The sequence below is a fragment of the Thermoplasma volcanium GSS1 genome, from assembly GCF_000011185.1.
Lineage (GTDB): Archaea > Thermoplasmatota > Thermoplasmata > Thermoplasmatales > Thermoplasmataceae > Thermoplasma > Thermoplasma volcanium.
In genome coordinates this window covers 207434-221800 of the sequence record NC_002689.2, presented here as the reverse complement: position 1 = coordinate 221800, position 14367 = coordinate 207434, and the positions used below count along the sequence as shown (strand labels likewise).

Genomic DNA, 14367 nt, shown 5'->3' with positions numbered 1-14367 from the left:
TATTAATTGGTAGAAATAATATGTATTCATGAGCGATGAGGAAGAAGATGCTTTTTCGTATCTATCAAAGCTTGGCCTTACGCCTTATGAGATAAAAATATACAAGACCCTGCTCATTTATGGCCCAAAGAGCGCCACAGAAACTGCCAAACTTTCCAGAGTTCCACAGCCTAGAGTATACGATATTTTCGAAAGTCTTGAATCAAAAGGTGCTGTTGAGGTAAGCCCTGGAAAAAAGAAAATTTACAGGGCCGTACCGGTAGATAACTTCATAGATAGAAAGCTAATAGAAATAAAGGATTACAAGCAACGCATACAATCTTATATAGAGAAGCAAAAAAAATTTAAAGAAACAGCTCCGTATTTATGGATGATAAAGAATAATTTCCAAATACGCGAAAAAATGAAAGACGTTATAACAAATTCTAAATACGAAATTATTACCTCACTAAATTATGAAAATCTCAGATATTTGAAACGATATTTTATTGATGCGGTAAAGAAGGGTTTAACCGTAGTCTTAGTTGTATTCCCTGACGCTGAGAGCGATTTCCTCAAGACATTGCCTGACGACATAGTAATAAAGAAAAGGCCAGGTAGCGCTTCACAAGTTATAATTTCTGATAGGAATGATGGTATAATCAATGTGGAGAGCAAAGAAGATTCTGAAGGTTATGCACTTTACTTCAATGAAAGCGAATTAATACATATACTCAATTATTACTTTTATCACACAATATGGGGGCCATCGGAGATATACCATGATTTTCCAGAAAAACCTGATCTGAAGTTTACCACAGCATGGCTCAGCTGCGAAGCCATAAATTCCTTTCTTAAGAGATCATACAGTATAACCGGATCCCTAGAAGGCATTGGCTTTAATGGGCCTGTCAAGATAAACGGTACTATCACTGGAACAGATCTTGTTCCAGGCTTCAAGCAGACGTTCTTCATAAAGGACGGAGACAGAATCTACTCTGTTGGTGGGAAAACAGCAAGGATGGAAGACATAAAATTAACAAACTTAGTGATTAATATATGGACGCCTGGCGAGAGGGGAAAGTTGGGACAGAACGTCGAAGTTTAATTTTTTTATTGCCATAGCGGATTATTTTCTTTGATAAATGTTCCATCATTAAGTTCTTTAATAGCTTGGGCTATCTCTTCCCGAGTGTTCATCACTATTGGGCCATACCATGATATAGGCTCATTTAATGGCCTGCCTGCTATAATGATAACATCCGATGGCTGATCCGCGTAGAAAGATAGTAACTTCCCTTTTGTTGAAAGTATCACTGCCCTACCTTCGCTAACCAGTTCTTTATCGTTTACTGATATAAGGCCGCCTATAACAAAAATAATAGCTCGATGTCCTTCCGGTATATTTGTTTCGAACTTCCCCTTTGCTATTGTTTTAATCCTAAGATAGTATGGGTTTATCTTCTCGGCAAGTTCATACTGGAACGATTCATTAAGTGCACCTGCAACTTTCTTAAAATTTCCACTTATAACCCCGATCTTGTTCCCGTAATCGTCTTCTTCAACTGGCACTTGTTCTTCCCTTATTGATCGATAGGCTGGTTCATCCATTTTGTTTGCAGCGGGCATGTTTAGCCATAGTTGAATTCCTGCGTTTGCATCATCCTTAATTGATGGAACCTTATCTCCATAATATATCGGTTTTGGCATCTCCTGATGGAATATTCCGCTCCCAGCTGTCATCCATTGCAGTTCACCAGGAAGGATGATCCCTTTATGCCCCTCGCTGTCCTCATGGTAAGTTTTTCCTCTAAGCTGCAGAGTAATTGTCTCTATTCCTCTGTGTGGATGCCAGGGGAACCCATTTTCATAGTCAGAAAGTTTAGACGAGCCAAAAAAATCAAGAAGCAGAAAAGGATCTGTTATCTGAACTGTCCGAGGAGATCCAAATATCCTCTCGAGTTTTACGCCTGCCCCGTCGGATGTGTAAACTCCTTCTATTATGAGTTCTGGAATTTTAATGTCCAATTTTATTGCGCCTCCACCATTTCTAAAGATATCTCGACATTTACTGTATTACCTACAAGTATACCTCCGTTATCTAAGGCCATATTCCACATCAGCCCAAAGTCCCTCCTATCTATTACTGTCCTAGCAGTAAACCCAAATCTCTGCTTTCCGTAAGGATCTTTTATTTTTCCCTCTAACTCGCCTTCGAACGATACGTCCTTAGTGACGTCCTTTATCGTCAGTTTGCCATTTATTTTGTAGCCGTCCCCGGCTTTCATAATATCAGTGGATGAAAATTTTATTTCCGGAAATTTCTCCACATAGAAGAAATCTTGAGATCTAAGGTGCTGATCTCTGTCTGCCTCGCCTGTTGTTATACTTGCGACACGTACAGTCGCCTCTGCTTTACCTTGAGCCAAATCGTCCGGGTCGCCTATGAAGACTATGTCGAAGTCATTAAAGGAGCCTCTCACCTTGGAAACCATCATATGCCTAACTACAAACTCTATAGATGAGTGCGCCTTGTCTGGGGTCCATTTCTTTAGTACTTCCATTTTTTCACCTACTTTAATACTTGAAGTAGGTATAGAATATATATTTATATATTTTAAATAACTTACTGGTTATCTACTTACCTTGTGTAGATAATGGTGGGATCCATGGATGAAAGTACGTGCCCTATAATAGAGGCCATAAGGGAAGTCGGGAAAGAGAATGATCTATTAGTAATTAGGCTTCTTTCAGATAATGATCTAGGTTTCAATCAAATCCTAAAACTTGCTGGAAAGATGAGCCCTAAAACGCTCTCCGTTACGCTAAAAAGGCTTACAGAAAAAAAGATTATTTATCGAGATGTGGTTTCGACCCAGCCTTTTAGAGTAAAATATAGACTTACCGAGAAAGGGCAGGAACTTAGAAATGTACTAAACGACTTAGGGCAATGGGGAGAAAGATGGATTCTCAATAATGAAAGCCAAAGCGCAGTTAATACAGAAAATTATCGACTTAAGAGTTAATGAACTATATATAATTTAAAATAACCTAGGTAGTGTTTATTCTATTTTATCATTTGTTTCAATATGCGGATAGTAATTAATACTACAAGATAATTATGGGTATTCTGGGTATCTTTTATTTTTTTGAAATGGAATATAACCAAAAATATTTGCACTTTCATTAACTAAATAAAACAATTAGCTCCGCAATTATATCTAAAAACACTATTACATATATGATCTATTATTGATTATAACACTATTATGTTCTCTCTTGCCGCAAACTAGAGCTTCTTGGATACCACTATTATCCATTGTAAATAAAATAGGTATATGTTTTGCTAAACAGGAATACTTATGCGAGTATTATCGTTGTTTAAACTCACTTAAGCATACAGAGCTACTTATTCATCTAACTCTTATTAACACACATGATCGCGCTCCTGTATTATAGACTGTTAATAGATGTAGGAAGCATGTTATTTACAATCACAAATTATTTTTTTCTATCAATAATGTCTTGATTTCGAATGGTTTAAATATAATATTTTTATTATATTTTACCTGTTTATTTTCAAGTATATCCGTCTCATAAATATCACCCCCTGGAAAATTTAACTCGAGTGTAGACATTTTATCGGAACAATTATAAAACCTTGTAACTAGACCGCTATTGTCTTCTGCCACTTTTATATTTTCAAGTATTATGTTTTCTCCTGAAAAATTAAATAAACTCTCTCTGACGTTATCCCCGTCATATTCATTTACGTGCAATTTTATAGGATTAAAAACAAAATTTGCATCTTTATAGATGTTGTAATATTCATTGTGCAAATAAACATAAAATTTCTCTCTAACTTCATTTCTATCTGAAAATGGATTAGGATATAACGGAACCTTAGCTATACTTATTCCTAGTTCCCCATTTATAAAACTGTATCCATGAGATTCTCTCGACAATATTGAAAACCCATGGCTATTGTCACTATAGTCTACGTACCGCAGTGCAGGAAATTCAGGACGAGTTTTTTCATTTTTACTATTTAATTTCGTCATTATGTATCCAAATGGGATTTCTCTCTTAATATAATCCGCATGAAAATATGGTTGAAATACTACTTTAACAAGTTTTTCCCTATTTTTTAGTAATAACGTGTTTTCAAACTCTACTATACTAGAACCGGGTCTAATTATAATTTTTTGTATTATAGAAGATCCATCTTCAAATATTTTTTTAATTTCGACCATACCTATTATATTTTTTGAGATTACCCTTATCTCAGTTTTTATTTCGTCCATAAATAAATCTTTCCGTATATTTTGTGCGTTTATATTCCATGAATCGAAATTTGCGGGTATATCATTATATATCTTCACTATGTTTCCTTTTTTGATATATCTTTTATTATTATAAAAGAACGATATAATACCTACTGAATTAATTATTAACTTTATTATTTTGTTTTCTATTATATACTTACCTTTTATTTTCCTAATTTTAATCTCGTTTTCAAATTTATTTTCAGTATTTGTGTTAATTACAGAAAAACCTAATGGCGGTACATTGACTAAAACAAATTTCTTATCGCCAACATTAACTACTTTATCTGCGGGAATTTCAGATGCTAATGAGTTGTCTATTTCCACAAAATGGTTAAACTCGTATTGACTATTGTTTATAGCAATTAAGCCCTTCTTAATATTTTTATCTTCTATAAATTTCCTTATTGCAAATTCTGTAATCTTATCTATCTCTAATATTATATCATCTAATTCAGCAAACGCTTCCTCATATGCATAGTAATAGGCTGAACCTGGTAATATATCATGGAACTGTGCCTTTAATAAGCCATACCATAATTTTTTAGTATTGCTTATATACAATTTAGAGTTATAAATCATTGAATTTATAAAGTCAAGCATAATCAATTTGTCTTCGATATTTGCAACGTATTTTTTAATTTCAAGATTCGTAGTATAAACTCCGCGGTGATTTTCTAGATAAATTTCACCGAAGTAACTGGGCATTTCCTTGTAAAATTCTTTAAAGCTATCTATATATTCTTGTTCAGAAAAGCTCCCATTTACATTCGGCATGAATTGCAAATCTTTTATCTGCTCTAGTTTTAACATCATTTCGATATCAGGCCCTCCGCCACCATCACCATACCCGTACAGATATGTAATTGGTAAATTCTTATTTTTATTAGATTTATACGCATTTACGACTGAATCAAAATCAAGGTTTTCGTTATAGCTTAAATTGACTATGCTAGTAATAATTGGAGTACCATCTATCCCAAACCACTTAAAGCAATGGTACGGAAATTCGGTTGTATCATTCCACATTGGTTTATGAGTTACAAAGACCTCCATGCCGGATTTAACAAACAATTGCGGCAACTGACCGGAAAAACCAAAAGTGTCTGGTAACCACGCAATCCTCGAATATCTGTTAAAAACTTCTTTGAAATATCCTTGACCGTATAGCAATTGACGTGCTAGTGACTCTCCTCTAATCAAATTTGTATCAGATTCAACCCACATACCACCAACAATGAACCATTTGCCATCATTAACTAGTCTTCTTATTTTATTGAAGATGTAAACATTTCTTTTTTCTATTTCATAATAATATAATGCTGTACTTTGTGCAAAAACAAAATTAAAACCCATTTCGTAAAGTTTTAAAACGTTTAGAAATGATCGTTCTATTTTTCTTAAGGTCTCAGAATATGGCCATAACCATGCAACATCTATGTGGCAATGACCAAAGGCAAAAACTTTATTGGTTTTATACTTATTATCACTAGCCGCTATTGTTTTAATTATATGTTCTAATACATTAGTATACTTATAGAGATTTATATCTTTCCTTGGATAATCTTTAATCATATGATTAATTATAGGATAACCATATACATCAGATAAAAAATCTACAAGTTCTTCTTTGTTTTTATTAAGAAATATTGAACCTATTCCCATAATTTGTTCTATATTCGGGGATTCATATAATGTAAGCAGATATTTCAACATATAATTGTAAATCCTAAGCTTAGACCTGCTTGTAGTATCTGCATACTTAAATAATTGTAAAAAATTCAAGCCAAGTTTAAATAACTTATAATTTATCGTTATTATTTTTATAGATTTTATATTTAAATACCAAGAATTTTTTCCAAATAATTCCCTACTACCCACTCTAAGGACAAATTCATGTTTTGGACCATCAAATATTGAATAAGTATGACCGGCATCTATTGATTGATCCAGCATACCATCAATAATTAATTCTGCATTTCCAGATAATTCAACTGATAAGAGATACTTATAACCATCATCAAGTTGATCTAAATTTACTTCGAAAGAGAAATCCTTAATTTCATTAGGATCTTGAAAAGTTGAATACGGTATTTTTATATTGTTATTGTTTAATTTTATATTGCTTATTTCCTTTATTTCAATTATGCTTAAGGATATAATTTCATATATTTTTCTAAGTATTATTGATCGTTTACTTATTTTGAGCATATGTTATTATATTGTCATGTTATTTAAGATTATTTAATATAGAATCCTGAATTTTGTGTAATTTATAGAAATAGTACTATGATCATGAGAAAAATTTCATGAAAAACAAAAAAATACCTTTTCCAAGAGGAACCAAGATCTAGTGGAAGGACTGGATAGAGAGGTATATGAGATAGTGGGATCGGCTCTTAAAGAGTTTATGGAATCTCCAATGAAGCGATCTTCGGATATTTATAGAAGAGAACTATAGACATAGAAATTGTGAAAGAGATCTTGGAGCAAGGTATGGAAATATCGATGATACATGTGCGTACGGATTGTAGAAATGAATTCCATACTGCTTTGTTAGACAAGTATTAGAGGAATATTGGTACGCACAGAATAATATCAATGTATTCAAAGGATATGTCAACAGGGAAGATTGCTGATATCCTAGAATAATCATTTCACAATAGATACAGCAGATCAATAATATCACGAATAACAGACATAACAGTTCTGGAAATAAGAAATGTTTACAACGGCAATTGTATAAAAGATAAGTTGGAATTTTCATGTATTCAATGTTCTTTTCGTTGAGAAGGGATATAGTACAAACTGACATGTAATATTTGCAATGGTGATACGATATAACGGATAATAAAAAATCCTAGGATTCTACATGAATCCCATAGGAAATAATACAGCATATGGAAATGTATTGATCGATCTAATGAAGAGAGGCTTCAACCAACAGCTTTGTTCATAGTGGACATGCCCGAAATAGGGGAAGAGATCAAAGAATTGTATCCTAGAGCTTATTTCTATTTACGTACAATACATGCATCAAGGAATTTCCAATCAAATGTAAGAGATCACAATATAAATAAAATCTATTCCGGTCTTAAGTAAATATTGCTATTACGAACTAAAGAAGAAGCAATAAGCATGTTCGATGAATTCAAAAATAAATGGCCAGAGAAGTATACTAGGCCTATATACAATATGGGGAAGAACTTAAACTCACTCCTAAAATACTATTGTCCGAATAAATAAGGAGATCGATACATTCTACTAATCCCATCGAATTAACGAACATAAGATAAGTAGGAGAATAAATATCATCCAACAACACTAAAAGGATAATATAAATGCATGTACGAGAAATGGACATGTTCCATGTGAGGCATCCTTTATAAAAATACAAGATTTGGACACCAGGCAGGAATATTTTTATATCAAAATGTGCTATTTTACTAGTGCTCAATTACAAAAAATTAGTTGCTTTATTTGTTATTGTTACGTTTTCAGTAATAATCGTAATGTCAGGCTATGTCTATTATCATTGGGGCAAAAGTACTGATCAACCAGAGGAAGATATACTAAGTAATGTTTACATAGGACAAGTCAATATTAACCAAAGCTATACGAAAATCATTTTTCCACATCATATAAATTCCGGTTCCGACTTTAATATTACAATACTTTTCAATTCAAATATATCAATAAACTATGTATATACTCAAACATCTGGATTCTGTGTTTTGGGGTGGATATTCTATTTTAATACGTATATAAAATACGGCACTAGTCAAGGCAAATTTATTGGATCTCTTGAAGAAAATATAGGAATATTAAATATAACTATCAAATCACCTAACTATTACTATAATGGCTATATCTCGTTACATTTGGTTGGCAGTGTACCTGAGACTGTTATTTATTAATATTTTCTCCTTTTTCATTAAATATAAGACATTTATTCAAATTAATGTATATTGGAATTTCCTTCCCTATGCTTATATTTGTTTCTTCAGTAACGATTCTTATTTCTTTATTTTCTACAGATCCAATTATCAATGTATGCGAACCTAACAATTCTGAGACTTTAGGTATTATTTTTCCTTCTATGTCATTATCATTTTGTCTATGAAGATATATATTTTCTGGTCTTATTCCTAATGTAATCTTTTTATCATCTAAATCCAATTTAAATTTTATGGAGCCATCGCATTCATATACATCCCGATATTTTATGCATGATAGCATATTTATTTCTGGATCTCCAAGAAAGGTTGCAATATATTCATTTATCGGGTTATTATATATATCTATTGGCCTTCCATATTGTTCCAATACGCCATTGTGTAAAATTCCTATGTGGTCTCCAAGTGACATTGCCTCCATTTGATCATGTGTTACATAAATAAATGTTTTATTTAATTGTTTTTGCATTAATTTTAATTCGTTTCTTATCTTTGATCTTATATTCGCATCTAGATTACTTAGTGGTTCATCCAATAAAAATATCTTTGGATCACGTACTAATGCTCTTCCAAGTGCAACTCGTTGTGCTTGCCCTCCAGATAATTCACGCGGGTATCTATTAAGTAACCATGTTATATCTAAAGTTTCAGCTACTTTTTTGACGATTCGATCTATACTATCTTTTTTATAATTTAGCATTTTCAATGGAAACGCCATATTTTTATATACTGTCATGTGGGGATATAATGCATAATTTTGAAAAACCATAGCTACCCCCCTCTCTACAGGTGGCAAGTCATTAACAATCTTATCATCAAAGAAGATACTTCCACTGTCTACAGCTTCCAAACCGGCGAGAATATTTAATAAAGTTGATTTTCCAGCGCCGGAAGACCCTAGCAATACAAAAAATTCCCCGTCTTCTATATTGAAATTTATACCTTTCAATACTTGTACTTTACCGTATGATTTGTATACATCCACTACTCTTACGTTCACCATTTTGGTCACCTCAGTATACCTATATTCAAAAGGTTAAAAATGTCATCCTTTTATTCCTCCAGATAGTGCTTTTATCATATATTTTTGTGCGAATATGTATAAAATTACAGCAGGAACAGTGTATATTATAGAAAATGCTGCTAACTCATTATATTTCACATTATACGCCCCAAAGAAACTGTATATTTCAACCGATACTGGAAATAAACGTGCTGAAGAAAGTAAAATGTAAGGAACGTAGAAGTTTCCCCAATTGATCACGAAATCCAATATTATCAAAACTGCCAAAACCGGTGTAGCAAGTGGTAAAAAAATATAAAGCATTGATTTAAAACTAGAGGCTCCGTCTATATATGAGGCGTTTTCAATAGCAGAAGGAATTTGATCGAATGAATTCTTTAATATCCATATATCTATTGGTACATTTAATACTCCCAGAAATAAAATGACTCCAATTAAGTTGTTGTACAGTGACGTTTTGACATAAAATACGTATTCTGGTATTAATAACGAAAACACCGGAAAACCAGTTAGAAGCAATATACCTAATAGCAGAGGTATTCTAAATCTGAATCTTTTCCTAGAAAATATATACGCTGGACCAACAGAAAACAATACTGATAAAAATGTTGCCCCGAATGATTGTATTAGACCTTCATATATTGAGTTTACGAATATTTTATTTGTCATAACGTTATAAAATGGAACTAAAGTATAATATGATGGAAATTTTAAGCCGATATCGTTTAATGGACTAAAAGCTTCATTAATTAGCCAAATGAATGGTATTAAGAACAAAACGCCGAGCAATGATAAAAATATATATATTACGAATTTTTTAATATCCATTTCAACTCACCTTTATGAATCTAAGGTATATTAGTGAAAGCACTAAAGCAATGATAATAATAATAACACCAATTGCATTTGCTAAACCAAGTGAGAATAGGGAGAAACCAGTTTCATATTGATAAATTGTAAGCAACTCGGTACTGCCCGCAGGTCCACCTGCAGTAAGTACATATATTAATGTAAATGTTCCGAGCGTGAATAAAGTTATCAATAACAAATCTGTGATTATATTTGTCTTTAGAAGTGGGAATATTATAGAAAAGAACCTTCTAAAAGGCTTTGCACCATCAATATATGATGCTTTTATTATAGAAGGATCAATGCTCTGTATTCCACCTAGGAATATTAACACGGAGAAACCTAAACCTATCCAAATGTTAGCTATAATAATTGAATATATTGCATTATGAATGGAGAAGAAATCAATAGGATGAAACCCCATATTCTTTAGTATAACATTTATAGTTCCTTCTGGTATATAACTTAACGTACTATACCACATTATGCCTGCCGTAACTTGTGGTGTTGCCCAAGCAATAAGTATAATTGTAGTTACAACCGTTTTAAAATACTTGTGCGTCAGTGTTAGTAGATAAGCAAGTATAGAACCTAAAAACATCTGCCCTATTATTGCAGAAACAACCAAGAATATAATCGTTATATATATTGATTTTAAAAATAGATCACTCTTAAATAAATCTACATAGTTAGTAAATCCAATAAAGCTATACTTATTAATATCATATAATGATAAATTGGTGAATGAATATTTAAAAGACAAAAATATCGGGTATATAAAAAAAATAATTAAATAAATAAAAGACGGAATCAATATCAAAAAAATAGCGTTTTTTTTCAATATTGAGTTTCTTCCTGAAATACGTTGCATTTTAACTTCACCAGAAGATTTGGCTTAAAAATAATAAGGAAGTATTTAAATATAGACTAAGTAGATAATTATATTGACTGCTCTCGAAATTGCGGTGATCAGCAATGAAAGATGGTGTATAAGATGTGATGGCTGACATCACATTAGACGCTCCCACTGCAGATGTAAGTAATGAATTATACGTTGATGCTGCTTTAGAAACACTATAACCATCGCTCACAATGTACCCCATTACTTCCTGAAGCACATATGAAACTTTAGGATATGTAGCTACCGGAGGCCTGTAACTGCCATATTTAAGTATATTTGTAAAGAATGTATCTAGGGATGGGTCTGTCGGCATAAGTTTACTGAAATTCGGATTGTTTACGGCATTCTTTGCAGTTGGTAATCCGCCAGCTAGGGCTTGACCCGGCTCATTTATCAATATCTGATTAGATGTATTATCAAGGGCCATCATGAATGAGGCGACTAGTGGTTTTTCAGATGAAGGTGTACCATTGTACATAGCCCAGCCCCATCCACCAACCATTGTGTTGAATCCTGGAGCTTGCCCACTGTAGGTTGGTATTTTAGCAACTCCTATATATTTTGAGAAATTACTTATAGGATGTTGTGCCCCAGGTGCCCATTGATATCCATACATCCAGCTCCCATCTATATCTATTGCTAATTTTCCTTCCTGCATATACTGTCCTGCTGTTATGTATGGAGTCGCACTCAGTGCTGGCGTTGCAAGACCTTCTCCAAAGACTGTTTTATAGAATTCAAATGTTTCGTTTAACCCTGGACTATAACCGTACCATTTATGATCTGTAAAATTGTATAAACCATATCCAGTGCCGTACAATAGCCCTTCAAATCCCGTGAATGAAGATGCCTCATCTCCTTTAACACCCTCGTATATATTCAGTGGAATCAAACCTGGATCATTAGGTACAAGAGTGCTATTTATTTGCTTTGCAGCATTTATTATTTCAGTCCAATTTGTCGGCTGCCATGTAGTGCTATCTGATGGTATCACACCTGCTTTTTGCAGTAATGTTATATTATAATATATCAATGTATCCGTAACTTGGGCAGGTAAGCCGTAGTGAATACCACCAATAGTCATCTGACCCAAAGCTGATGGAAAAATATTATTAAAGAAACTTGAGTTTATGTATGAATTTAAAGGTGCTAATATACCTTCTGACTGATAAGTTGCTGTATAAAACATATCTTCTAACATTACAGTAGGCGCAGTTGATGATGATGAGGTTAACAAATCCAACTTAGTATAATATTGACCTTCACTACTAGCCCCCAGTGGACCTATAAATTCTACCTTAACGTTAGGATGTTCAGCTTGCCAGCTTTTCGTCGCATTATTTATAAAGTTTTCCCAATCTGTAGCGGATGAAGAATAAACAGGAGCTGCGACTGTAATTGTTACTTGCTTTGTTGGATGGGGGAGCGTAGAGTAGTAATAGACTACACCACCGATTACAGCAGCCAAAACAACCACTATAACTATATATGACCAAATCTTTCTTTTAGGTTTAATATCAGAACTACTGCTTTCCATAGTAATAACAAATTAAAATACTATATTTAATTTTTACTACTATATCTGGTATCATATACAAAGGATATACTATATTGACTAATATTAACCCCATTTATTCAATATGGCTTAATTTTAGAATGTCTCGATTTTAGCAAGAAAGAATATTCGTGATCTATCTTATATTTTCTCCCAATTTCATGTTTGACATAATGATTAAATTATATACAATTATCTTCAGGCCAACTGCAGTATTATAGGATCGATTCCTCACATCCCATATGCTCAATTTATACGATATTTCAAGTATGGTGAACATTCTTTCTATCCCAAACTTCAGGGAATATAAGGAGGGATACTTCCTTCTTAAATTGATATCTATTCTGCTGTTGTCTGGCAATTTTTCTGTCACAATGCCTCTCCTCTCGCTCGCATCGATTATTGGAATTACGTGAGTATTTTCCAGTACATAATCATATATCTCTGATGCATCGTACAAAGAATCTACAAACAAGTACGAGAAATACCTAATTGAATCGATCATGTTATTTGCATATTTCGAATCATGCGCGTTTTTTAGTGACCTTTCACTCCATTATAAAAAGTGAATACATGGCCAAGGTAACATGGCATTTCCTGCCATTGTTTGTACCTTAGTTATACTAGACAATCTAGAATCAGGACCCTTATATTTATTGTTTTTTTCTCCTTTCTGTAGCTGAGTACTTGCATGTACATCATGAACTAATCAACTGCTGCTATGGATTTTAAAGAATAAAGATGTGTTATCTTCTTATTTATTGAGTGCAGATCGATCTTCTTCGATTTACGCGAAAGGGTTTGGAAGCTCTGTATAATTAGAATAACAATCATTTTAAGGATATTCTCCATAACTCTCTAATAATATTTTTGCCGGACCACAGTGTTCAATATATATAAGAATTTTCAGAGTCTCCCAATCCATGCAGTTGTTCTTACGTTTTATTGGATAGAAAAATATTATTTATAATAACTATGGAAATTATTCTAATTGATCTCAATACAATCGTTTTCTAATAATTTTAAATAATCAAGCATTTCACGGTGCATAAAGAAATCTAATTATTAAAAAAGAATAACTGAATCAAAATTACTGGTGATCGTAAGCTTCCATTACGTATTCAGCGAACTGGTCGTCAGGATATGCGCCTATGAACGTCACATCATTGTTTATTACTATATGTGGTACGCTTGATACCCCTACTTCTTCTGCTTCATTTTCGAACTCCAAGGCCTCGATCATTTCACCCTTTATGTTTGGATTCATTAATGCAAACTTATGGGCGGTACCTACAGCCCTTGGGCAATATGGGCATGTAGGGGTTACGTAGACCTTTATCGTTATAGGCTTATCGATCTTTGATATAAGTTCTGCTGCCTTTGAAGAAACATCAGCATCACCAACAGAAACGTTCTTTAGGTCTTCGATCAGAGACCCGAATTCATATCCTGAAGGCAATCCGTAATAGACTATTCTTCCATCTTCGACTCCAGCCTTAGAAACGATAGTTGCAGGATATTTCTCAACACCATATGCCTTTACCTGATCCTTGTCCTCATCGAAGTTGTATACTTTGAGGTGGATCTTCGGGTTTATCTCAGAAACTTCAGTAGCAAGCTGTACAGTTTCTTTGCAGTATCTGCAGTTTTCATCGTTAGATGTGAAAACTACTAAATCCACATCATTTTTCAGGTATTTGTCAAACTCACCCTTCAAATATTCTCTGTCTTCCTTTCTTATTAAAGTTGCCATAGGTAGACATAATTTTTTAATATTT

General features: G+C 33.2%; 10 protein-coding genes and 1 pseudogene. 2 read left to right on the top strand and 9 right to left on the bottom strand.

Annotated features, from left to right (window positions below; translation table 11 throughout):
* Positions 1-28: 28 nt before the first annotated feature.
* Positions 29-1087: a TrmB family transcriptional regulator gene (locus TVG_RS01110; protein ID WP_010916469.1), complete on the top strand. Its 1059-nt coding sequence runs from the start codon at positions 29-31 to the stop codon at positions 1085-1087.
* Between the two features lie 5 nt (positions 1088-1092).
* On the opposite strand, the gene TVG_RS01105 is transcribed toward TVG_RS01110, so the two are convergent.
* Together TVG_RS01105 and TVG_RS01100 are read right to left on the bottom strand one after the other, a co-directional pair.
* Positions 1093-2007, bottom strand: coding sequence for a pirin family protein (locus tag TVG_RS01105; RefSeq protein ID WP_010916468.1), 915 nt, complete (start codon positions 2005-2007; stop codon positions 1093-1095).
* Positions 2008-2009: 2 nt separating this feature from the next.
* A complete protein-coding gene (locus TVG_RS01100; protein ID WP_010916467.1) occupies positions 2010-2543 on the bottom strand; it encodes a YceI family protein in 534 nt (177 codons plus the stop codon).
* Positions 2544-2648: 105 nt separating this feature from the next.
* On the opposite strand from TVG_RS01100, the gene TVG_RS01095 reads away from it, so the two are divergent.
* Positions 2649-3005, top strand: a complete 357-nt coding sequence (locus TVG_RS01095; RefSeq protein ID WP_010916466.1) for a winged helix-turn-helix transcriptional regulator — start codon at positions 2649-2651, stop codon at positions 3003-3005.
* Positions 3006-3473: 468 nt separating this feature from the next.
* On the opposite strand, the gene TVG_RS01090 is transcribed toward TVG_RS01095, so the two are convergent.
* The 7 genes and pseudogenes from TVG_RS01090 to TVG_RS01055 form a co-directional block, all read right to left on the bottom strand.
* Positions 3474-6515, bottom strand: coding sequence for an alpha-mannosidase (locus tag TVG_RS01090; RefSeq protein WP_010916465.1), 3042 nt, complete (start codon positions 6513-6515; stop codon positions 3474-3476).
* Positions 6516-8210: 1695 nt separating this feature from the next.
* Positions 8211-9263, bottom strand: a complete 1053-nt coding sequence (locus tag TVG_RS01080; RefSeq protein WP_010916464.1) for an ABC transporter ATP-binding protein — start codon at positions 9261-9263, stop codon at positions 8211-8213.
* A gap of 42 nt (positions 9264-9305) precedes the next feature.
* The gene (locus TVG_RS01075; RefSeq protein ID WP_010916463.1) at positions 9306-10112 is read right to left on the bottom strand and encodes a carbohydrate ABC transporter permease; all 807 of its coding nucleotides are present in this window, start codon (positions 10110-10112) and stop codon (positions 9306-9308) included.
* A 1-nt stretch (position 10113) separates the two neighbouring features.
* A complete protein-coding gene (locus tag TVG_RS01070; RefSeq protein WP_241760295.1) occupies positions 10114-10761 on the bottom strand; it encodes a carbohydrate ABC transporter permease in 648 nt (215 codons plus the stop codon).
* A 250-nt stretch (positions 10762-11011) separates the two neighbouring features.
* Positions 11012-12571 carry an extracellular solute-binding protein gene (locus TVG_RS01065; protein ID WP_010916461.1) on the bottom strand — a complete coding sequence of 520 codons (1560 nt, stop codon included), beginning with the start codon at positions 12569-12571 and terminating at the stop codon, positions 11012-11014.
* A gap of 154 nt (positions 12572-12725) precedes the next feature.
* Positions 12726-13115, bottom strand: a pseudogene (locus TVG_RS01060) (transposase); the annotation flags it as partial.
* A gap of 564 nt (positions 13116-13679) precedes the next feature.
* Positions 13680-14342, bottom strand: a complete 663-nt coding sequence (locus TVG_RS01055) for a protein disulfide oxidoreductase (protein ID WP_010916458.1) — start codon at positions 14340-14342, stop codon at positions 13680-13682.
* Between the last annotated feature and the right edge of the window lie 25 nt (positions 14343-14367).